This window comes from Geodermatophilus sp. SYSU D00079 (genome assembly GCF_054050635.1).
Genome location: NZ_JBJGZS010000004.1, coordinates 90,339 through 111,162 on the forward strand (window position 1 = coordinate 90,339; position 20,824 = coordinate 111,162).

A 20,824-nucleotide genomic window follows, 5' to 3' on the forward strand; every position below is an offset into this window, starting at 1 on the left:
CATGCCCCTCGCACCCGTGCTGACCACCCGCTGGGCGCAGCCGCAGTCCTGGCGGCTGTCGACCTACGAGCGGCTCGACGGCTACACCGCGCTGCGCACGGCCCTGGGGATGAGCCCCGACGAGCTGGTGGCCCTGGTCAAGGACTCCGGTCTGCGCGGCCGCGGCGGCGCCGGCTTCCCGACCGGCATGAAGTGGAGCTTCATCCCGCAGCCCAAGCCGGGGGAGACGCCGACCGGCCCGGCCGCGATGCCCAAGTACCTCGTGGTCAACGCCGACGAGGGCGAGCCGGGCACCTGCAAGGACCTCCCGCTGATGATGGCCGACCCGCACTCGCTCATCGAGGGCGTGGTCATCGCGGCCTACGCCATCCGCTCGCACCTCGCGGTCATCTACGTGCGCGGCGAGGCGGTGCACGCCCACCGGCGGCTGGTCGCCGCCGTCGAGGAGGCCTACGCGGCCGGCTACCTCGGCGCGGACGTCCTCGGCTCGGGCTACGACCTCGAGCTGATCGTGCACGCCGGGGCCGGCGCCTACATCTGCGGTGAGGAGACCGCGCTGCTGGACTCCCTGGAGGGCTACCGGGGGCAGCCGCGGCTGAAGCCGCCGTTCCCCGCCGTCGCCGGTCTCTACGGCGCCCCGACGGTGATCAACAACGTCGAGACGCTGGCCAGCGTGCCGTTCGTCGTGCGCGGCGGCTCGGACTGGTTCAAGGAGTTCGGCCCGGAGAAGTCACCCGGCCCCAAGATCTACTCGCTGTCGGGCCGCGTCGTCCGCCCCGGCCAGTACGAGGCCCCCATGGGGACGACGATGCGCGAGCTGCTGGAGATGGCCGGCGGCATCCGCCCCGGGCACCAGCTGAAGTTCTGGACGCCGGGTGGCTCGTCGACGCCGTACTTCACCCCCGAGCACCTCGACGTCCCGCTCGACTTCGACTCCGTCGCGGCGGCGGGCTCGATGCTCGGCACCACCGCGCTGATGGTCTTCGACGAGACCGACTCGATCGTCGAGGCGACCCTGCGGTTCACCGAGTTCTACGCGCACGAGAGCTGCGGCAAGTGCACCCCGTGCCGGGAGGGCACCTACTGGCTGGTGCAGATCCTGCAGCGGCTGGTCGACGGCCGGGGGACCGCCGCCGACCTCGACCTGCTGACCGACACCTGCGACAACATCCTGGGCCGCTCGTTCTGCGCCCTCGGTGACGGCGCGACCAGCTGCATCACCAGCTCGCTGAAGTACTTCCGCGACGACTACGTCGCGCTGCTGCCGCCGGAGGAGCAGGCCCGGCTGGGCCGCAGCCTCCGGCTCGAGCCCGTGGGGGTCGCCTCGTGACAACGCCCCAGCCCGCGCCCGCGGCGGTGCCTGCCGTCCCCGGGCCGCACACCCCGCCCGACGCCGTCCACTGCACCATCGACGGCTTCGACGTGGCGGTGCCCAAGGGGACGCTGATCATCCGGGCCGCGGAGATGATCGGCGTCCAGATCCCGCGGTTCTGCGACCACCCGCTGCTCGAGCCGGTCGGTGCCTGCCGGCAGTGCCTGGTCGAGGTGGAGGGCCAGCGCAAGCCGGTGGCCTCCTGCACCATGCCGGTCACCGACGGGATGGTGGTCAAGACCCAGCTCACCAGTCCGGTCGCCGACAAGGCGCAGCAGGGCACGATGGAGCTGCTGCTGATCAACCACCCGCTGGACTGCCCGGTCTGCGACAAGGGCGGCGAGTGCCCGCTGCAGAACCAGGCGATGACCAACGGCCGCACCGAGAGCCGGTTCGTCGACGTCAAGCGGACCTACCCCAAGCCGCTGCCGATCAGCAGCGAGGTCCTGCTGGACCGCGAGCGCTGCGTCCTCTGCGCCCGCTGCACCCGGTTCTCCCAGCAGGTCGCCGGTGACCCGTTCATCGAGCTGTTCGAGCGCGGCGCGCTGGAGCAGGTGGCGATCTACGAGGACGAGCCGTTCTCCTCCTACTTCTCCGGCAACACCACCCAGATCTGCCCGGTCGGTGCGCTGACCAGCGCGCAGTACCGGTTCCGCTCCCGCCCCTTCGACCTGCGCAGCGAGCCCAGCGCCTGCGAGCACTGCGCGTCCGGCTGCGCCCAGCGCACCGACTACCGCCGCGGCAAGGTGCTGCGCCGGCTGGCCGGCGAGGACCCCGCGGTCAACGAGGAGTGGAACTGCGACAAGGGCCGGTGGGCCTTCCGCTACGCCACCGCCAACGACCGGCTCACCACGCCCCTGGTCCGGCGGGACGGCGTCCTGCAGCCCGCGTCCTGGCCGGAGGCCTGGGCCGCGGCGGCCGAGGGCCTGCGCGCCGCCCGCGCGGCCGGTGGCGTCGGCGTCCTGCCCGGCGGCCGGCTGACCGTCGAGGACGCCTACGCCTACGCCAAGTTCGCCCGGGTCGCGCTCGGCACCAACGACGTCGACGCCCGCGCCCGCGCCCACTCGGCCGAGGAGCAGGCCTTCCTCGCCGCACACGTCGCCGGCACCGGGCCGTTCAACGGTGCGGTCACCTACGCCGACCTCACCGACGCCTCCGCGGTGCTGCTGGCCGGGTTCGAGCCGGAGGAGGAGTCGCCGATCGTCTTCCTGCGGCTGCGGCGGGCCGTGCGTACCCGCCGGCTGCCGGTGTTCGACCTGGCGCCCTTCGTCACCCGGGCGGCCGAGAAGCTGGAGGCCACCGTGCTGACCACGCTGCCGGGCACCGAGGCTCGCTCGCTGGCCGCGCTGGCCGAGGGCACGTGGGGTGGCCCGGCGGTCGAGGCGCTGCGGCAGCCGGGCGCGGTGGTGCTCGCCGGCGAGCGCCTGGCCGAGGTGCCCGGCGCGTTCTCCGCGCTGGCCGCCCTCGCCCGAGCGACCGGAGCCCGCGTCGCCTGGGTGCCCCGCCGGGCCGGGGAGCGTGGCGCGGTGGAGGCCGGCGCGCTGCCGGCGCTGCTGCCCGGTGGCCGCCCGGCCTCCGACGCCGGGGCCCGCGCGCAGGTCGCCGCCGCCTGGGGCGTCGCCGAACTGCCGGCCGCGCCCGGCCGCGACACCACCGGCATCCTCGCCGCGGTCACCCACGGGCAGCTCAAGGGCCTCCTGGTGGGCGGGGTCGACCCGGCCGACCTGCCCGACCCACGGCTGGCCGAGGCGGCGCTGGCCGATGCCGACTTCGTGGTCAGCCTCGAGCTGTTCCCGAGTGCGGTCACCGCGCACGCGGACGTCGTCCTCCCGGTGGCCGCGGCGCCGGAGAAGGCGGGGAGCTACCTGGACTGGGAGGGCCGGCTGCGGCCGTTCGACGCCACGCTGCACGGCAGCGGCCAGCTGCCCGACGGCCGCGTGCTGCAGGGCCTGGCCGACGAGCTGGACGTCGACCTGCGGCTGCCCGGCCCCGAGGCCGCCCGCGCCGAGCTCGCCGCGCTCGGGGTCGTCGCGGTGCGGCCCGACGTCACCGGTCTGGACGTCCCCGCGCCGGACGACCCGCCGCTGGCCGAGGACGAGGCGGTGCTGGCCTCCTGGCGGCAGCTGCTGGACGTCGGCACCCTGCAGCGCGACGAGCCCGAGCTGGCCGGCACCGCCCGTCCGCCGGTGGCCCGCCTCGGCAAGGACGCCGCCCGGCGGCTGGGCCTCGCCGACGGCGACCGCGTCACCGTGTGCGGCGCCATGGGCGAGATCACCCTGCCGGTCCAGGTCACCGAGATGCCCGACGAGGTGGTCTGGCTGCCTATGCGCTCGCCCGGCAGTGAGGTCAGGAGCCAGCTGGGCACCCCGCCCGGCGGCGTCGTCCGCCTCGTCGCCGCGTCTCCCGCCCACCCCGCCGCGGCCGGAGGCCTCGCGTGAACCTGCTCGCCGCCGCCGACCAGCCGACGCTCGAGGACTTCGGCTCCGACGTCTGGTGGATCGTCCTCATCAAGATCGTTGGCGTCTTCGTCGTCCTCGTGCTGCTGACGCTGTTCGCCATCGTCTTCGAGCGCAAGGTCGTCGCGCGCATGCAGCAGCGCATCGGCCCCAACCGGGTCGGCCCGCGCGGGTACCTGCAGAGCCTCGCCGACGGGCTGAAGCTGGCGTTCAAGGAAGACATCATGCCGGCGCTCGCGGACAAGCCGGTCTACTTCCTGGCCCCGGTGATCGCCACCATCCCGGCGTTCCTGGCCTTCTCGGTCATCCCGCTCGGCCCGGCGGTGAGCATCTTCGGCCAGCGCACCCCCCTGCAGCTCACCGACGCCCCCATCGGCGTCCTCGTGGTGCTGGCCTGCTCGGCGATGGGCGTCTACGGCATCGTGCTGGCCGGGTGGGCGTCGGGCTCGACCTACCCGCTGCTGGGCAGCCTGCGCAGCGCCGCGCAGATGGTCAGCTACGAGATCGCGATGGGGCTGTCGATCGTCGCGGTGTTCCTCTACGCGGGCTCGATGTCGACCTCGGAGATCGTCGCCGCGCAGGCCGACGGCAACCAGGTCTCCTTCTTCGGCCTGGAGTTCACCGGTCCCGGCTGGTACGCGGTCCTGCTGCCGGTGTCGTTCGTCATCTACGTCATCGCCGTCGTCGGGGAGACCAACCGCGCCCCGTTCGACCTGCCCGAGGCCGAGAGCGAGCTGGTCGGCGGCTTCCACACCGAGTACTCGTCGCTGAAGTTCGCGCTGTTCTTCCTCGCCGAGTACATCAACATGGTCACCGTCTCGGCCCTGGCCGCGACGCTGTTCCTCGGCGGCTGGCGGGCCCCGTGGCCGCTGTCGATCTGGGACGGCGCCAACTCCGGCTGGTGGCCGCTGCTGTGGTTCTTCCTCAAGGTCGTCGTCGCGCTGTTCGTCTTCATCTGGCTGCGCGGCACGCTGCCCCGGCTCCGCTACGACCAGTTCATGAGGTTCGGGTGGAAGGTGCTGGTGCCGACGGCGCTGGTCTGGATCCTCGCCGTGGCCACCATGCGCACCGTGGCCCGGGAGGCCGACCTCTCCACCGGTCAGGTCGCGCTGTTCGTCGGCGTCCCGCTGGCCCTGCTGGTGCTCGCCGTGCTGCTCGTGGCCAGCCGGGCCAGCAACCGGGCCACCCGGATCGCCGCCACCAAGGCCGCGGCCGGCTCGATCCACCCGACCGACGCCGAGCCGGAGGTGCTGCCCCCGGTCGGCCCGCGCCGCCGGCCCGCGCAGCCCACCGGCCCGAGCCGCGCCGAGGGCGGGTTCCCCGTCCCGCCCATGGACCTCAAGGTGCCGCCGTCACCGCGGCTGCGCGACCGGGAGACCGTGCCCGCCGGTGGTGTGGTCGGCACCGGACGGCGCGGCGCCGCGCCCAGCCAGGAGGACGACGATGTCTGACCGGAACCCGCCCGCCGAGGGCACCGAGAAGGGGCTGGCGCAGGCCGCCCGCGGCGAGCTCGCCCGCCGCGACCGCGACGCCGGCCCGGTCAAGCGGTCCAGCTGGCTGCCCGGCCCCGGCCAGGGCTTCGGGGTCACCTTCGCGCAGATCTTCCGCAAGGTGACCACCGAGGAGTACCCCGAGGTCCCGAAGGTGACCAAGCCGCGCTACCACGGCCGGCACGTACTCAACCGGCACCCGGACGGGCTGGAGAAGTGCGTCGGCTGCGAGCTGTGCGCCTGGGCCTGCCCCGCCGACGCCATCTACGTGGAGGGCGGGGACAACACCGAGGACGAGCGGTACTCGCCCGGCGAGCGGTACGGGCGGGTCTACCAGATCAACTACCTGCGCTGCATCTTCTGCGGCCTGTGCATCGAGGCCTGCCCGACCCGCTCGCTGACCATGAGCAACGACTTCGAGCTCGCCGACGACAACCGCCGCGACCTCATCTACACCAAGGAGCAGCTGATGGCCCCGCTGCTGCCCGGCATGGAGGCCCCGCCGCACCCCATGCGGCTGGGGGACGACGAGAAGGACTACTACGTGCGGACGCCGGACCGCGCGACCCCGCCGGCCGACCCCGCCGCCGGTGCGCGCGTGGACCAGCCGGTCCCCGGGGGCCGGGCATGAGCGTGCTGGCCGCGGCGGCCGGCGAGACCGTGCAGCTGGGCACCGGGGAGGCCGTCGTCTTCTGGGTGCTGGGGCCGATCGCCCTGGCCGGCGCACTGGGCATGGTGCTCTCCCGCAACGCCGTCCACTCGGCCCTGTGGCTGGTCAACACCATGCTCGCGCTGGGCGTCTTCTACGTCGTCCAGGAGGCGCCGTTCCTCGGCGCGGTGCAGATCATCGTCTACACCGGCGCGATCATGATCCTCTTCCTGTTCGTGCTCATGCTGGTCGGCCGGGACTCCTCCGACTCCGTGGTCGAGACCCTGCGCGGGCAGCGCGTGGCCGCGATCGTGCTGGGCATCGGCTTCGCCGGGCTGGTCGGTGCCGGCATCGCCCGGGCCACCCAGGACCTGCCGGTCACCGGCCTGGACGCGGTGCAGGGCGGGGAGAACAGCAACATCGAGGCGATCGCCGAGGTGCTGTTCACCCGCTACCTGCTGGCCTTCGAGGTGACCAGCGCCCTGCTCATCACCGCCGCCGTCGGTGCCATGGTGCTGGCCCACATCGAGCGCGAGCCCGGCACGCGGCGCACCCAGAAGGAGCTCTCCCGCGCCCGGTTCCTCACCGACCGGCCGCAGACCCTGCCCGGGCCGGGCGTGTTCGCCCGGGCCAACTCGGTCGCCGCGCCGGCGCTGCTGCCCGACGGCAGCGTCTCCGAGGACAGCTTCGCCACCGGGATCGAGCCCCAGGAGGTCGACCAGATGCCGCGCCCCACCGGCCGGGCCGAGCTCGGCACCCCCGACGCGTCGCTGGGCACCCTCGACCCCGCGCCCAGCGACATCCCGGGGGGACGGGACCGATGAGCCTCACGCACTACCTGGTGCTCGCGGCGATGCTGTTCACCATCGGCGCGGTCGGTGTGCTGGTGCGACGCAACGCGATCGTCGTCTTCATGTGCATCGAGCTGATGCTCAACTCGGTGAACCTGACGCTGGTCACCTTCGCCCGGGCCAGCGGCACCGTCGACGGCCAGATCATGGCGTTCTTCGTCATGGTCGTCGCCGCGGCCGAGGTCGTCGTCGGCCTCGCGATCATCATGTCGATCTACCGGACCCGCCGGTCGGCGTCGGTCGACGACGCCAACCTGCTCAAGTACTGAGAACGGGGATCCGGGGATGGACACCGTGCCCGCCGACGGGCTGCTCGCCGCCTCCTGGCTGCTGATCGCACTGCCGCTGGCCGGTGCCGCCGTGCTGCTGCTGGGCGGCCGGCGCACCGACCGCTGGGGTCACCTGCTGGGCGTGGCCACGGTGGTCGCGGCCTTCGTCATCGGCCTGCTGTGCACGTTCCAGCTGGACGGGCGCGCGGTGGGCGTCGACCTGTTCACCTTCGCCGCCACCGGATCGCTGGACGTGCGGGCCGGCCTGCTCTACGACCCGCTGTCGGCGGTGTTCGTCCTGCTGATCACCGGCGTGGGCGCGCTGATCCACGTCTACTCCGTCGGCTACATGGCCCACGACCCCGGGCGCCGGCGGTTCTTCGCCTACCTCAACCTGTTCGTGGCGGCGATGCTGCTGCTGGTCCTCGGCAACAACTTCGTGATGCTCTACGTGGGCTGGGAGGGCGTCGGCCTGGCGTCCTACCTGCTCATCGCCTTCTGGTACACCCGGCCGTCGGCGGCCACCGCCGCGAAGAAGGCGTTCATCATGAACCGGGTCGGCGACGTCGGGCTGGCGCTGGCCATCTTCCTGATGTTCGCCCAGCTGGGCACCGTCACCTACGAGGGCGTCTTCGGCGGGGTCGGCACGCTGGCCGGGGGCACGGTCACCGCCCTGGGTCTGCTGCTGCTCCTCGGCGCCTGCGGCAAGTCCGGCCAGTTCCCGCTGCAGGCGTGGCTGCCCGACGCCATGGAGGGCCCCACCCCGGTCAGCGCGCTCATCCACGCCGCCACCATGGTCACCGCCGGGGTCTACCTCATCGCCCGCTGCGCGCCCATCTACGACGAGACGCCGACCGCCCGCGCCGTGGTCCTCGCCGTCGGTGCGATCACCCTCATGATCGGCGCGATCGCCGGCTGCGCCCAGGACGACATCAAGAAGGTGCTGGCCTACTCGACGGTCAGCCAGATCGGCTACATGTTCCTGGCCGTGGGCCTGGGCCCGGTCGGCTACGTGGCGGGCCTGGCGCACCTGCTCACCCACGGCTTCTTCAAGGCCGGGCTGTTCCTCGGTGCCGGCTCGGTCATGCACGCCATGGACGACTCGGTCGACATGCGCCGCTTCGGCGGCCTGGCCTCGAGGATGAAGGTCACCTTCGTGACCTTCGGGCTGGGCTACCTGGCGCTGATCGGCTTCCCGTTCCTGTCCGGCTTCTACACCAAGGACGCGATCATCGAGGCCGCGTTCGACCGCGGCGACGGCTGGGGCTACGTGCTCGGCGGGGTCGCGATCCTCGCCGCCGGGCTCACCGCCTTCTACATGACCCGGCTGATGCTCATGACCTTCTTCGGCCGGCCCCGCTGGGAGGAGGGCGTCCACCCGCACGAGTCCCCGTCGGTCATGACCGTGCCGATGGTCGTGCTCGCCGTCGGCTCGGTCCTGGCCGGCTTCCTGCTGGTCGTGGCCTTCCCGCTGGAGGAGTGGCTGGCCCCGGTGTTCGGGGAGCCGGAGGCGGCCGAGCACGTGGTGGCCCCCCTGGTGGTCAGCGTGCTGGTGACCCTCGTGATGGTCCTCGGCGCCGGTGCGGCCTGGCTGTTCGTCGGCCGTCGCGAGGTGCCGCTGACCGCGCCGGTGCGGGTCGCGCTGCCCGTCCGCGCCGCCCGCCGCGCCCTCTACGCCGACACCGTCAACGAGTCGCTGTTCATGCGGCCCGGGCAGTGGCTGACCCGCGCTCTGGTCTTCGTCGACAACCGCGGGGTGGACGGCGCGGTCAACGGGCTGGCGGCGACGCTGGGCGGCTCCTCGTCCCGGCTGGGCCGCACCCAGACCGGCTTCGTCCGCTCCTACGCGCTGTCGATGCTCGGCGGCGCCGTCGTCGTGGCGGGGGCACTGCTGGCGGTGACGACGGGGTGAGTGGCACCTCCACGGAACGAGAGGCGACGACGGCGTGACTGACTTCCCGTTCCTGCTCACGATGATCGCCGTGCCGGCGGTGGGCGCCGCGGTGGTCGCCGCGCTGCCCCGCGGCCGCGACGTCCTGGCCAAGCAGATCGCCCTCGGCGTGAGCGCCCTGGTGCTGCTGCTCGCCGTCCTGGCCACGATCGCGTTCGACACCGGCGGCGACCGGTTCCAGCTGACCACCTCGGTGGCCTGGATCCCCGACTTCGGCGTCGACTTCGCCCTCGGTGTCGACGGGATCGCGCTGGTGATGCTGCTGCTCATCGGCGTCCTCGTGCCGGTGGTCGTCGTCGCCTCCTGGCGGGACACCTCGACGACCAACCGGTCGATGAGCACCTTCTTCGCCTGGCTGCTGCTGCTCGAGGCGATGATGGTGGGCGTCTTCGCCGCGACCGACGTCTTCCTCTTCTACGTGTTCTTCGAGGCGATGCTCGTCCCGATGTACTTCATCATCGGGAGCTTCGGCGGGGCCCGGCGGCAGTACGCGGCGGTCAAGTTCTTCCTCTACAGCCTGGTCGGCGGCCTGGTCATGCTCGCGGCGGTCATCGGGCTGTACGTGGTGAGCAGCAGCGAGCTGGGGGAGGGCACCTTCGCCTTCGACGCACTGCGGCAGATCGAGATCGACCCCGGCGTGCAGAAGCTGCTCTTCCTCGGCTTCTTCGTCGCCTTCGCGATCAAGGCCCCGCTCGTGCCGTTCCACACCTGGCTGCCCGACTCCGGTGCCGAGGCGCCGATCGGCGGGGCGGTCCTGCTGGTCGGCGTCCTGGACAAGGTCGGCACCTTCGGCTTCCTGCGGTACTGCCTGCCGCTGTTCCCCGACGCCTCCCGCGACCTCGCGCCGTTCGTGCTGGTGCTCGCCGTCGTCGGCATCCTCTACGCCGCGCTGCTGGCGATGGGCCAGACCGACATGAAGCGGCTGGTCTCCTACACCTCGATCGCGCACTTCGGGTTCATCGCGCTGGGCATCTTCGCCTTCACCACCGAGGCGGGCACCGGCGCGGTGCTGTACATGGTCAACCACGGCATCGCGACCGGGCTGCTGTTCCTCGTCGTCGGCATGCTCATCGCCCGCGGGGGCTCCCGGCAGATCGGCGACTACGGCGGCCTGGCGTCGAAGGCGCCGCTGCTGGCCGGGGTCTTCCTCGTGGCGGGCCTGGCCTCGCTGGCCCTACCCGGCACCAACAGCTTCGTCAGCGAGTTCCTGGTGCTGATCGGCTCGTTCCCGACCCGGCCGGTGTTCACCGTCCTGGCGACGATCGGCATCATCCTGGCCGCCCTGTACATCCTGCTCATGTACCAGCGGACGATGCACGGCCCGCCGCGCGGCGTCCTCCTCGAGGCGGACGAGGGGACGACGACGCCCGCGCAGTCCGGTGGCGGCACGGCCACGCTGACCGCGCCGGCGACCCCGCGACTGCGGGCACGTGACCTCTCCCGGCGTGAGCTGGCCGTCGCCGCACCGATGGTCGCGCTGGTCATCGCGCTGGGCGTCTACCCGCAGCCGCTGATCGACCTCATCGAGCCCGCCGTCGCCGCCACGATGGACGACGTCGGTGCCGACCCCGCCGGCGTGCAGCCGGCCGCCGACGTCGAGGGGACCGACTGATGCTCAGCGCGGCAGACGCGATCACGGCTCCGAGCCTGTCCCTGGGTGCCCTGGCACCGCTGCTGTTCGTCTTCGCCGCCGCCTGCATCGGCGTCCTCGTCGAGGCGTTCGCCCCGCGGGAGAGCCGGCACCCGGTGCAGGTGGTCGTGGCGCTGGTCGGCACGGTCGGCGGTCTGGTCACCAGCCTGCTGCTGGCCGGCGAGCGGCAGCTCACCGCCGCCGGGGCGCTCGCCGTCGACGGCGCCGCGGTCTTCCTGATGGCCACGATCGCCGGCCTGGGGGCGCTGTCGATCCTGCTGTTCGCCGAGCGGTCCCTGGACCCGGCGCGCTCGGCGTTCGTCGCCGCCGCGGCGGTGCCGGCCGGCAGCCCGCGCGACCGCGAGCTGCTCACCGCCCCGCGGGTGCAGACCGAGGTCTACCCGCTGGCGACCTTCGCCATCGGCGGCATGATGCTGTTCGTCGCGGCCAACGACCTGCTCGTCATGTTCGTGGCGCTGGAGGTGCTCAGCCTCCCGCTGTACCTGATCAGCGGCCTGGCCCGCCGCCGGCGGCTGCTGTCGCAGGAGGCGGCGGTCAAGTACTTCCTGCTCGGCTCCTTCGCCTCGGCGTTCTTCCTCTACGGCCTGGCGCTGGTCTACGGCGCCACCGGCAGCGTGCGGCTGGCCGACATCCGGGCCGCCTCCGCCGCCACCGGCACCGACGTGCTGCTGGTGCTCGGCCTGGCGCTGCTGGTCGTGGGACTCATGTTCAAGGCCAGCGTGGCGCCCTTCCACGCCTGGACGCCGGACGTCTACCAGGGCGCCCCGACGCCGGTCACCGCCTTCATGGCCGCCTGCACCAAGGTCGCGGCGTTCGGCGCCATCCTCCGGCTGCTCTACGTCGCCTTCGGCACCGCCGAGTGGACGTGGCGGCCGCTGGTCTACGGCATCGCGATCGTGTCCATGGTGGTCGGGGCCGTCCTCGGCCTCACCCAGACCGACCTCAAGCGGATGCTGGCCTACTCCTCGATCGCCCACGCCGGCTTCCTGCTCACCGGCGTCATCGGCTACGGCGGCGGCGCCGACGGCCAGGGCACCGGGCTGGGCGGGACGATGTTCTACCTGCTCGCCTACGGGCTGACCACGCTCGGCGCCTTCGCGGTCCTCACCCTGGTCCGGGACGGCGACGGGGAGGCCACGCACCTGTCGAAGTGGGCGGGGCTGGCCCGCCGGTCCCCGCTGACCGCCGCCGTCATGGGCCTGTTCCTGCTGGCGCTGGCCGGCATCCCGCTCACCAGCGGCTTCACCGGCAAGTTCGCCGTCTTCCGGGCGGCCATCGACGACGGCGCGTGGCCGCTGGTCGTCGTCGCCCTGCTGGCCAGCGCGGTGGCGGCGTTCTTCTACCTGCGGGTGCTCGTGCTCATGTACTTCAGCGAGCCCGCTGCCGACGGCCCCACCGTCGGTGTCCCGGGGCTGCCCACGACGATCGTGCTCGCGGTGACCGTCACGGCCACCGTCGTGCTGGGCGTCGTCCCCGGGGCGGTGCTGGACCTCGCCGAGCGGGCGGCTATCTTCGTCGGTTGATGACCGGAGCCAGCGCCGCCGTCCACCGGGACACCCCGGCCGAGACCTGGCAGCGGACCTCACCCCCCGCCTCGACCATCGGGCCGTGGCTGCCCGAGGGTGAGCTCGGCGTCCGCCTCGCCGAGGGTCTGGCGCGGGTGGAGTCGGCGCTGCTGCAGGCCGTGGACAGCGACCACGACTTCGTCTCGCAGACCGCCGGCCACCTGGTCGCCGCCGGCGGCAAGCGGTTCCGGCCGCTGCTGGCGCTGCTGGCCGCCGAGCTCGGCGACCCCCGGGCCCCCGGGGTCACCGAGGCCGCCGTCGTCTGCGAGCTCACCCACCTGGCCACGCTGTACCACGACGACGTCATGGACGAGGCCGCCGTCCGCCGCGGGGCGCCCAGCGCGAACAGCCGGTGGAACAACAGCATCGCCATCCTCACCGGCGACTTCCTCTTCGCCCGCGCCTCCGACCTGCTGGCCGACCTCGGCCCGGAGGCGGTGCGCATCCAGGCCCGCACCTTCGAGCGGCTGGTCACCGGGCAGATCCTCGAGACGGTCGGCCCGCGGCCGGGCGCCGACCCGGTCGCCCACCACCTGCAGGTGCTGGCGGACAAGACCGGCTCGCTGGTGGCGACCTCGGCCCGCTTCGGTGCCTCCTTCGCCGGCGCCGGCGAGGAGCTGGTCGCTGCGCTGACCGCCTTCGCGGAGGAGGTCGGGGTGGCCTTCCAGCTCTCCGACGACCTGCTCGACATCGTCAGCCGGGACGGCGCCTCCGGGAAGTCGCCGGGCACCGACCTGCGCGAGGGCATCGTCACGCTGCCGGCGCTGTTCGCCCTGGCCGGCGACGACCCCGCCGAGCAGCGGCTGCGCGAACTGGTCTCCCGGCCCCTGCCCGACGACGCCGAGCACGCCGAGGCGCTGGCCCTGCTGCGCTCGTCTGCGTCGCTGGACCGCGCCAGCGAGGTGCTGCGCGAGTACGCCGACCGCGCCCGCGCCCGGCTCGCGGCGGTGCCCGAGGGACCGGTCCGCGAGGCGCTGTCGGCGCTGTGCGAGTACGTCGTCACGCGCACCAGCTGAACCGGCGGGGCATGCTGGGCGGGTGCGCGCCCGCCTGACCTGCCTGGTCGTCGCCGCAGCACTGCTCGGCGCCTGCAGCAGCGAGGCCGACGGTGCTCCTCCGGCCGCCACGCGGACCCCGCCGCCGGGCACGACCGCCCCGCCACCCACGACCGCGCCGTCGACCGTGGCACCCGCGCTCGACGTCACGGTGGTCGCCGACGGCCTCGACCACCCCTGGGACGTCGCCCAGGCGCCGGACGGCACCCTCCTGGTCGACGAGCGCGGCGGCGGCCTCACCGCCGTCCTGCCCGACGGCACCGTGCAGGACGTCGCAGCCGACTTCGGCGACCTCTTCGCGACGGGGGAGACCGGTCTGATGGGCCTGCTGCTCGACCCCGCGTTCGAGCAGAACCGGCGGTTCTACACCTGTCAGGGCCGGCAGGACGGCGACGGCCGCTCGATCGCCGTGGTCGCCTGGACCGTCGACCCGGCCTGGCGCACCGCCACCCGCGTCGCCGACCCGCTGCTCGGCGGCATCCCGGTGAACGAGAGCTCGGGCCGGCACGGGGGGTGCCGGCTGCGCCTGGACCCGACCGGCGCGATGCTGGTCGGCACCGGGGACACCGCCGTCTCCGAGAACGCCCAGGACCTCGGCACGCTCGCGGGCAAGGTGCTGCGCATCGACCCGGCCACCGGGGCGCCGGCCGCCGGCAACCCGTTCGCGGGCCGCCCGGGTGCGGCGGCGTACCTGTGGACCTACGGGCACCGCAACGTGCAGGGCCTCGCCGTGCGCCCCGGCACGGGCCAGGTGTACGCCGCCGAGCAGGGCACCGCCCGGGACGACGAGGTGACGCTCCTGGCCGCCGGCGGCAACGGCGGCTACCGGCCGGGGCCCGGCTACGACGAGCGCGTGCCGATGACCGACGCCTCCCTGCCCGACGTCCTGCCGGCCACCTGGGCGTCGGGGGACCCGACCATCGCCACGTGTGGCATCACCTTCCTGGAGGGCGACCAGTGGCAGGGCTACGCGGGCCTGCTGCTGGTCGGCGTCCTCAAGGACCGCGGCGTGCTGGCGTTGCGCGTGGCCGAGGACGGGGCGCTGCTGGAGCAGTTCCGGCTCCCGGAGCTGGAGGGCCGGTACGGGCGCATCCGCACGGTCCAGCAGGGCCTGGACGGCGCGCTGTACGTCACCACCGACAACGGTGACGACGCCGACTCCCTACTGCGGGTCACGCCTCGCGCCTGACCCGCCCCCGAGCTCGGGCGATTCTTCCGTTCCGGTCTTGTGACGGAACTGCCGGTCTCGGAAAGGTCGCGACGTCCAGGAAGACGGCCGCAGCGACGCGGCCGACGTGGAGGGAATTCCCATGCACCGACGCTCACGCCTGCTGCTCGTCGTACCCGCCGCCACCGCGATGGTCTTCACCGGCCTGTCGCCGGCCCTCGCCGGCGGCGGTGACCACCACGACAAGAACGACGTCCGTATCGTCGAGATCGAGCGGGTCGAGATCGAGAACGACGATGAGGCACGGGTCTACTTCACCTACGAGTGCGACGAGGACACCGACAACCTCTCCGCCAAGGCGCACGTCCGCCAGGACGACGCACGGTACGCGTCCAAGGACAAGGAGGACGTGGAGGACTGCGAAGCGGACGAGGAGCAGGAGGACTCGGTCCTCGTCAAGCGGCACCACGGTGACGAGCTCGACGCCGACGAGGACGCCAAGGTGCGGGTCACCCTCTACGAGGACGACGACGAGGTCGACAGCGAGACCGACCGCAACGTCGACGTCGAGGACGACGACAACGGCAAGGGCCACCACTGACCCCCGTGGTGTGACCCGGCGCTGACCGCCGGAACGGACGAGGGGCGCCCGGGAACCACTGGTTCTCGGGCGCCCCTCGCCGTGTGCGGACCCTCAGGCCGAGACGGTCCAGGTGTCGCTGCCGGACAGGATCGCGTCGAGGTCGGCCTGGTTCTGGGCCGAGGCGTCCTCGAGCTGATCGGCCATCATCCGGTCGTAGGTCGGCTTCTGCACCGCCCGGAACACGCCCATCGGGGTGTACCGGAGGTCCTGGCTCGACAGCCGCGACAGGGCGAAGGCGTAGGACGGGTCCTGGCGGGTGACGTCGTGGACCACGATGTCGGCCGCGTCGACCTGGTTGGTCTCGGCGATGCGCAGCCCGCCGACGTCGTCGCGGACCACGCACGAGGCGCCGTCCGGACCGAACACCAGCGGCTTGCCGTGCTCGAGCGGGATCGACCACTGCGTGCCGGTGGTGGGGTCCTTGAGCAGGTCGAAGGCACCGTCGTTGAAGATGTTGCAGTTCTGGTAGATCTCGACCAGCGAGGTGCCCTTGTGCTCCGCGGCCTGCCGCAGCACCTCGGTGAGGCCCTTGCGGTCGGAGTCCATCGCCCGGCCCACGAACGTGGCGTCGGCGCCGATGGCCAGGGACACCGGGTTGAACGGGTGGTCCAGCGAGCCCATCGGGGTGGACTTCGTGATCTTGCCGACCTCGCTGGTGGGCGAGTACTGGCCCTTGGTCAGCCCGTAGATCCGGTTGTTGAACAGCAGGATCGTCATGTTCACGTTGCGGCGCAGCGTGTGGATCAGGTGGTTGCCGCCGATGGACAGCGCGTCGCCGTCCCCGGTGACGACCCAGACCGACAGGTCGGGACGCGAGGCCGCCAGGCCGGTCGCGATCGCCGGCGCGCGGCCGTGGATCGAGTGCATCCCGTAGGTGTTCATGTAGTACGGGAAGCGCGAGGAGCAGCCGATGCCCGAGACGATGACCATGTCCTCGCGGGCGATGCCGAGGCTGGGCAGGAAGCTCTGGACCGCGTTGAGGATGACGTAGTCACCGCACCCGGGGCACCAGCGCACCTCCTGGTCGGTCTTCATGTCCTTGGCCTTGAGGACGGTCTGCTTCTCGCCCTGCGTCGCGACCGAGGCCGCGATCGCGTCGGCGATGGGTCCGGGTGGGGTGGGCGACGCGGCGGGCATGCCGAGGTCGACGGTGGTCATTCCGCTCCTCCGGTGGGGTCGGCGGCGAGCGGTGCGCCGCTGGTGGAGTCGATGACGTCCTGGATCACCGCGGCGAGCTCGGCGGCCCGGAAGGGCAGCCCGCGCACCTGCGTGTGGCTCTGGACGTCGACGAGGTACTTGGCGCGCAGCAGCAGGGCCAGCTGCCCGAGGTTCATCTCCGGGCAGACGACACGGTCGTAGCGGCGCAGGATGTCGCCGAGGTCGGCCGGCATCGGGTTGACGTGGCGCAGGTGGATCTGGGCCACCGACCGCCCCGAGCGGCGGATCCGGCGGCAGGCGGCGCCGATCGGGCCGTAGGTCGAGCCCCAGCCGATGACGGCCACGCGGGCGTCGCCGTCGGGGTCGTCGACCTCGGTGGGCGGCAGCGACGCGGCGATGCCGTCGACCTTGGCCTGCCGCAGGCGCGTCATCAGGTCGTGGTTGGCCGGGTCGTAGGAGATGTTGCCGGTCTTGTCGGCCTTCTCCAGCCCGCCGATCCGGTGCTGCATCCCCGCCGTCCCCGGGATCGCCCACGGCCGGGCGAGCGTCTCGGGGTCACGCAGGTAGGGGAGGAACTCGCCGTCCTCGCCGTTGGGCTGGGTGGCGAAGTCCACCCGCAGGTCCGGCAGGGACTCGACGTCCGGGATGGCCCACGGCTCGGCGCCGTTGGCCAGGTAGCCGTCGGACAGCAGCATCACGGGGGTGCGGTAGGTCAGTGCGATCCGCGCCGCCTCCAGGGCCGCGTCGAAGCAGTCGCCGGGGGAGCGGGGCGCGATGACCGGCAGGGGGGCCTCGCCGTTGCGGCCGAACATGGCCTGCAGGAGGTCGGACTGCTCGGTCTTCGTCGGCAGGCCCGTGGACGGGCCGCCGCGCTGCACGTCGATGACCAGCAGCGGCAGTTCGGTCATCACCGCGAGGCCGATGGCCTCGGACTTCAGCGAGATGCCCGGGCCCGACGTCGTGGTGACGCCGAGGGCGCCGCCGAAGGACGCGCCGATCGCCGAGGCGACCCCGGCGATCTCGTCCTCGGCCTGGAACGTGCGGACGCCGAACGCCTTGTGCCGGGACAGCTCGTGGAGGATGTCCGACGCCGGGGTGATCGGGTAGGCGCCGAGGAAGACCGGCAGCCCCGACCGCTGGCCGGCGGCCACGATGCCCAGGGCGAGCGCCTGGTTGCCGGAGATGTTGCGGTAGCGGCCCGGCGCCATCGGGGCCGGCTTGATCTCGTAGGAGACCGCGAAGGCCTCGGTGGTCTCGCCGTAGTTGTAGCCGGCCCGGAACGCGGCGATGTTGGCCGCGGCGATCTCGGGCTTGCGGCGGAACTGACGCTCGAGGAAGCGGACCGTGCCCTCGGTGGGCCGGTGGTACATCCAGCTCAGCAGGCCGAGGGTGAACATGTTCTTGCTCCGCTCGGCCTCCTTCTTGCCGAGGCCGGAGTCGGCGAGCGCGTCGAGGGTCATGCTCGTGAGCGGCACGCTGACCAGCTGCCAGCCGTCGAGCGAGCCGTCCTCCAGCGGGTTGCTGGCGTAGCCGACCTTGGCCAGGTTGCGCGGGGTGAACTCGTCGGAGTCGACGATCAGCAGCCCGCCGCCGGGCAGGTCGGAGAGGTTTGCCTTGAGCGCGGCCGGGTTCATGGCGACCAGCACGTCCGGGGCGTCGCCCGGCGTCATGATGTCGTGGTCGGCGAAGTGCAGCTGGAAGGAGCTGACCCCCGGCAGGGTCCCCGTCGGCGCCCGGATCTCGGCGGGGAAGTTGGGCAGCGTGGACAGGTCGTTGCCGAACGACGCGGTCTCGCTGGTGAAGCGGTTGCCGGTCAGCTGCATGCCGTCGCCGGAGTCACCGGCCAGGCGGATGACGACCCGGTCGAGCTCGACGACGCTCTTGACGAGGCCGCCGGGAGCCGAGCTGCCCGCCGGGGCGGTGAGGGGCGGGTTGGTCGCAGTCATCAGTGGTCTACCTCCACCGGCCGAGGTTACGTGGCTGTCGTGTCGCGGGCCCGTGACGAGAGCCACAGTCGCACCTGCCGGCCACGGCCGGCACCAGACTGGCAACCCCCGCGCGCGCGAGGGCATTCCGTGACCGCGGTCGCAGGGGACCGCTGCCCGCTCGGGCGCGCGCTCCACCAGGGAACGACGTCCCGCGGTGCGCCGTTGGTCGGGTCGTGCAGCGCTGGAGCAACGGACTGAAGACCGCGGTGCTCCTCGGCCTCATGGGCGGGCTGATCCTCGCCGCCGGCGCGCTCATCGGCGGCCGCAGCGGCCTGTTCATCGCCCTGCTGGTCGCCCTCGCGGTGAACGGGTACGCGTACGTCAACAGCGACAAGCTCGCCCTGCGCGCCATGCGGGCCTTCCCGGTGACCGAGACCCAGGCCCCCGCGCTGTACGCCATCGTCCGGGAGCTGGCCACCGAGGCCCGCCAGCCGATGCCCCGCCTGTACGTCAGCCCGACCGACCAGCCCAACGCCTTCGCCACGGGGCGCAACCCGCGCAACGCCGCCGTCTGCGTCACCCAGGGGATCCTCGAGCTGCTCGACCGCCGGCAGTTGCGCGCGGTGCTCGCCCACGAGCTCTCGCACGTCTACAACCGCGACATCCTGATCAGCTCGGTCGCCGGTGCCATGGCGACGGTGGTCACCTACCTGGCGCACATGGCGATGTTCGCGTCGCTGTTCGGTGGCCGGTCCGACGACCGCGGCGGCGGCAACGCCCTCGGCAGCCTGCTGCTCGTCGTCCTCGGCCCGGTCGCGGCCGGTCTCGTGCAGATGGCCGTCAGCCGCAGCCGCGAGTACCAGGCCGACGCCTCCGGGGCGGCGCTGTCGCACGACCCGCTGGCCCTGGCCGACGCGCTGCGGCGGATCGAGCGCGGGGCGGCCGCCCGTCCGCTGCCGCAGGAGGACCGGCTGGTCACCCAGAGCCACCTGATGATCGCCAACCCCTTCCGGGGTCAGGGGCTGGCCACGCTGTTCGCCACCCACCCGCCGATGGCGCAGCGGATCGCCCGGCTGGAGGCCATGGCGCGCGAGCCCGGCCAGCCCTGAGGTCCGGCGCCGTCCGGAGGCGCGCCGCGGGCGGGGAGGGGGACGGGAGGAGGGGCTCCTCGCCCCCCACCCCGCGTATCCCGGGGCGGGCCCCTGCGACGGGGCCGTCGCTCACCTGTAGTTGTCGAACTGGAGCGCGACGTCGAGGTCCTTGCCGCGCAGGAGCTGCTGGACCGCCTGCAGGTCGTCGCGCTTCTTGCCGCTGACCCGCAGCTGGTCGCCCTGGATCTGGGCCTGCACGCCCTTGGGCCCCTCGTCGCGGATGATCTTCGCGATCTGCTTGGCCTTGTCGGACTCGATGCCCTGCTTGATCCGCGCGGAGATCTTGTAGGACTTCCCGGAGGACTGCGGCTCGTCGGCGTCGAGGGACTTCAGCGAGATGCCCCGCTTGACCAGCTTCTCCTTGAAGACGTCGAGCGCCGCGACGACCCGCTCCTCGGTGTCGGCGCTGAGGCTGACGCCCTCCTCACCGGCCCACGAGATCGTGGCGTTCGTGCCGCGGAAGTCGAACCGCTGGGCGAGCTCCTTGGCGGCCTGGTTGAGCGCGTTGTCGACCTCCTGGCGGTCGACCTTGCTCACCACGTCGAAGGACGAGTCGGCCATCTGGGGTGCTCCTCTCGGTGGGCCACCGCGTCGTCCGGCCCTCGGGGGGCCGGACGGACCCGGTGACGGCGTCTTGTACGCTCTCTCCCCGTACCACCACGGCGGGTTGCCCGAGTGGCCAATGGGAGCGGACTGTAAATCCGTCGGCTTAGCCTACGAAGGTTCGAATCCTTCACCCGCCACAGGTACGAGAAGGGCCCTGACCTCGACAGAGGTCAGGGCCCTTCGCCGTTCCCCGGGGTCGTCGGCCGTCCCCGCCTCAGGGCACGGTCGGGGCCCGGGCGCTGGCGACGGCGGTGCGCTCGAGCGGCTGGCCGCCCAGGAAGAGCCAGCCGAACGCGATCTCCACGCTGCGGGTGCAGGTCACGGTGACCTCCGTGCCGTCGGTCTCGGCGGCCCAGGCGTCCAGCCGGCTGCCGCCGTCGGCGAGCTGGTCGGCGATCGCGGCCGTGGCACCCGCCCGGGTCAGCGGGAGGGTGCGGCCCACGCCGGCGGCGTAGAGCGCGGCCTCGTCGGTGGCGTTCGCCGCGGCGAGGGCGGCCCCGTCGCAGACGGCCTGCACCTCCTGCTGCTCGAGGAACGCGTCCGAGGCCGCGATCGCCCCGAGCGCCATGAGTGCGGCGACCAGCCAGCACACCAGTACGAGGGGCAGCGTCGAGCCGTGCTCGCCACCCCGGTCGTCCTCCTGCACGCGGGGCAGCGTAGAGGGGTCCCGCCTGGTCCACGGCCTGTGGACGACGGTGTGGACGGCTGTGGACCCACGCGACGGAGGCCCGGTCCGGGGCCGGTGGTCCTGTGGACCGGGGCTCAGCGGCCCCGTGTGGGACGCTCCTGCCCCGGGCGAACCACCCGTCCCGGTGATCACACCGACGAGTGACACAGAGGTACATGCGGTGACGGTGTGTC

General features: G+C 72.8%; 17 protein-coding genes and 1 tRNA gene. 14 read left to right on the forward strand and 4 right to left on the reverse strand.

Translation table 11 applies throughout. The annotated features are described in order from the left end of the window. Nucleotide 1 precedes the first annotated feature (1 nt). From nuoF to ACI79E_RS05535, 12 genes are all read left to right on the forward strand, one after another. Nucleotides 2-1,330 carry an NADH-quinone oxidoreductase subunit NuoF gene (nuoF, locus tag ACI79E_RS05480; RefSeq protein ID WP_456931535.1) on the forward strand — a complete coding sequence of 443 codons (1,329 nt, stop codon included), beginning with the start codon at nt 2-4 and terminating at the stop codon, nt 1,328-1,330. After that, nucleotides 1,327-3,810, forward strand: a complete 2,484-nt coding sequence (locus ACI79E_RS05485) for an NADH-quinone oxidoreductase subunit G (protein ID WP_456931536.1) — start codon at nt 1,327-1,329, stop codon at nt 3,808-3,810. The genes nuoF and ACI79E_RS05485 overlap by 4 nt, the downstream gene beginning before the upstream one ends. Beyond that, nucleotides 3,807-5,279 (forward strand): NADH-quinone oxidoreductase subunit NuoH, encoded by a 1,473-nt coding sequence (nuoH, locus tag ACI79E_RS05490; protein ID WP_456931537.1) that lies wholly within the window; start codon nt 3,807-3,809, stop codon nt 5,277-5,279. Before ACI79E_RS05485 ends, nuoH begins: the two co-directional genes overlap by 4 nt. After that, nucleotides 5,272-5,949: an NADH-quinone oxidoreductase subunit NuoI gene (gene nuoI, locus ACI79E_RS05495; RefSeq protein ID WP_456931538.1), complete on the forward strand. Its 678-nt coding sequence runs from the start codon at nt 5,272-5,274 to the stop codon at nt 5,947-5,949. The genes nuoH and nuoI overlap by 8 nt, the downstream gene beginning before the upstream one ends. Beyond that, complete coding sequence (locus ACI79E_RS05500) at nt 5,946-6,791, forward strand: NADH-quinone oxidoreductase subunit J (protein ID WP_456931539.1); 846 nt, start codon at nt 5,946-5,948, stop codon at nt 6,789-6,791. The genes nuoI and ACI79E_RS05500 overlap by 4 nt, the downstream gene beginning before the upstream one ends. Further along, a complete protein-coding gene (gene nuoK, locus ACI79E_RS05505) occupies nt 6,788-7,087 on the forward strand; it encodes an NADH-quinone oxidoreductase subunit NuoK (protein WP_456931540.1) in 300 nt (99 codons plus the stop codon). The genes ACI79E_RS05500 and nuoK overlap by 4 nt, the downstream gene beginning before the upstream one ends. A gap of 16 nt (nt 7,088-7,103) precedes the next feature. Further along, nucleotides 7,104-8,999 (forward strand): NADH-quinone oxidoreductase subunit L, encoded by a 1,896-nt coding sequence (gene nuoL, locus ACI79E_RS05510; protein ID WP_456931541.1) that lies wholly within the window; start codon nt 7,104-7,106, stop codon nt 8,997-8,999. A gap of 34 nt (nt 9,000-9,033) precedes the next feature. Beyond that, on the forward strand, nt 9,034-10,650 hold the full coding sequence (locus tag ACI79E_RS05515; protein WP_456931542.1) for an NADH-quinone oxidoreductase subunit M: 1,617 nt from the start codon (nt 9,034-9,036) through the stop codon (nt 10,648-10,650). Next, nucleotides 10,650-12,212, forward strand: a complete 1,563-nt coding sequence (gene nuoN / locus ACI79E_RS05520) for an NADH-quinone oxidoreductase subunit NuoN (RefSeq protein WP_456931543.1) — start codon at nt 10,650-10,652, stop codon at nt 12,210-12,212. The genes ACI79E_RS05515 and nuoN overlap by 1 nt, the downstream gene beginning before the upstream one ends. Continuing rightward, nucleotides 12,212-13,270: a polyprenyl synthetase family protein gene (locus tag ACI79E_RS05525; RefSeq protein ID WP_456931544.1), complete on the forward strand. Its 1,059-nt coding sequence runs from the start codon at nt 12,212-12,214 to the stop codon at nt 13,268-13,270. The genes nuoN and ACI79E_RS05525 overlap by 1 nt, the downstream gene beginning before the upstream one ends. A gap of 22 nt (nt 13,271-13,292) precedes the next feature. Next, nucleotides 13,293-14,498 carry a PQQ-dependent sugar dehydrogenase gene (locus tag ACI79E_RS05530; RefSeq protein WP_456931545.1) on the forward strand — a complete coding sequence of 402 codons (1,206 nt, stop codon included), beginning with the start codon at nt 13,293-13,295 and terminating at the stop codon, nt 14,496-14,498. A 121-nt stretch (nt 14,499-14,619) separates the two neighbouring features. Then, nucleotides 14,620-15,078, forward strand: coding sequence for a hypothetical protein (locus ACI79E_RS05535; RefSeq protein ID WP_456931546.1), 459 nt, complete (start codon nt 14,620-14,622; stop codon nt 15,076-15,078). 93 nt (nt 15,079-15,171) lie between these two features. On the opposite strand, the gene ACI79E_RS05540 is transcribed toward ACI79E_RS05535, so the two are convergent. Both ACI79E_RS05540 and ACI79E_RS05545 read right to left on the reverse strand, forming a co-directional pair. Next, nucleotides 15,172-16,278: a 2-oxoacid:ferredoxin oxidoreductase subunit beta gene (locus ACI79E_RS05540; protein ID WP_456931547.1), complete on the reverse strand. Its 1,107-nt coding sequence runs from the start codon at nt 16,276-16,278 to the stop codon at nt 15,172-15,174. After that, complete coding sequence (locus ACI79E_RS05545; protein ID WP_456931548.1) at nt 16,275-18,224, reverse strand: 2-oxoacid:acceptor oxidoreductase subunit alpha; 1,950 nt, start codon at nt 18,222-18,224, stop codon at nt 16,275-16,277. Before ACI79E_RS05545 ends, ACI79E_RS05540 begins: the two co-directional genes overlap by 4 nt. 215 nt (nt 18,225-18,439) lie before the next feature. On the opposite strand from ACI79E_RS05545, the gene htpX reads away from it, so the two are divergent. After that, a complete protein-coding gene (gene htpX / locus ACI79E_RS05550) occupies nt 18,440-19,315 on the forward strand; it encodes a zinc metalloprotease HtpX (RefSeq protein ID WP_456931549.1) in 876 nt (291 codons plus the stop codon). Nucleotides 19,316-19,426: 111 nt separating this feature from the next. On the opposite strand, the gene ACI79E_RS05555 is transcribed toward htpX, so the two are convergent. Next, complete coding sequence (locus ACI79E_RS05555) at nt 19,427-19,918, reverse strand: YajQ family cyclic di-GMP-binding protein (protein ID WP_456931550.1); 492 nt, start codon at nt 19,916-19,918, stop codon at nt 19,427-19,429. 100 nt (nt 19,919-20,018) lie between these two features. On the opposite strand from ACI79E_RS05555, the gene ACI79E_RS05560 reads away from it, so the two are divergent. Continuing rightward, nucleotides 20,019-20,100: transfer RNA gene (locus tag ACI79E_RS05560), tRNA-Tyr, on the forward strand. Between the two features lie 77 nt (nt 20,101-20,177). On the opposite strand, the gene ACI79E_RS05565 is transcribed toward ACI79E_RS05560, so the two are convergent. Beyond that, nucleotides 20,178-20,609, reverse strand: coding sequence for a pilus assembly protein TadG-related protein (locus ACI79E_RS05565; RefSeq protein WP_456931551.1), 432 nt, complete (start codon nt 20,607-20,609; stop codon nt 20,178-20,180). Nucleotides 20,610-20,824 lie beyond the last annotated feature (215 nt).

Excerpts from the sequence above, each read along its gene's own strand:
- nuoF (WP_456931535.1), top strand. The coding sequence starts at position 2 with ATGCCCCTCGCACCCGTGCTGACCACCCGCTGGGCGCAGCCGCAGTCC.
- nuoI (WP_456931538.1), top strand. The coding sequence starts at position 5,272 with ATGTCTGACCGGAACCCGCCCGCCGAGGGCACCGAGAAGGGGCTGGCG.
- ACI79E_RS05500 (WP_456931539.1), top strand. The coding sequence starts at position 5,946 with ATGAGCGTGCTGGCCGCGGCGGCCGGCGAGACCGTGCAGCTGGGCACC.
- nuoK (WP_456931540.1), top strand. The coding sequence starts at position 6,788 with ATGAGCCTCACGCACTACCTGGTGCTCGCGGCGATGCTGTTCACCATC.
- nuoL (WP_456931541.1), top strand. The coding sequence starts at position 7,104 with ATGGACACCGTGCCCGCCGACGGGCTGCTCGCCGCCTCCTGGCTGCTG.
- nuoN (WP_456931543.1), top strand. The coding sequence starts at position 10,650 with ATGCTCAGCGCGGCAGACGCGATCACGGCTCCGAGCCTGTCCCTGGGT.
- ACI79E_RS05525 (WP_456931544.1), top strand. The coding sequence starts at position 12,212 with ATGACCGGAGCCAGCGCCGCCGTCCACCGGGACACCCCGGCCGAGACC.
- ACI79E_RS05535 (WP_456931546.1), top strand. The coding sequence starts at position 14,620 with ATGCACCGACGCTCACGCCTGCTGCTCGTCGTACCCGCCGCCACCGCG.
- ACI79E_RS05540 (WP_456931547.1), bottom strand. The coding sequence starts at position 16,278 with ATGACCACCGTCGACCTCGGCATGCCCGCCGCGTCGCCCACCCCACCC.
- ACI79E_RS05545 (WP_456931548.1), bottom strand. The coding sequence starts at position 18,224 with ATGACTGCGACCAACCCGCCCCTCACCGCCCCGGCGGGCAGCTCGGCT.
- ACI79E_RS05555 (WP_456931550.1), bottom strand. The coding sequence starts at position 19,918 with ATGGCCGACTCGTCCTTCGACGTGGTGAGCAAGGTCGACCGCCAGGAG.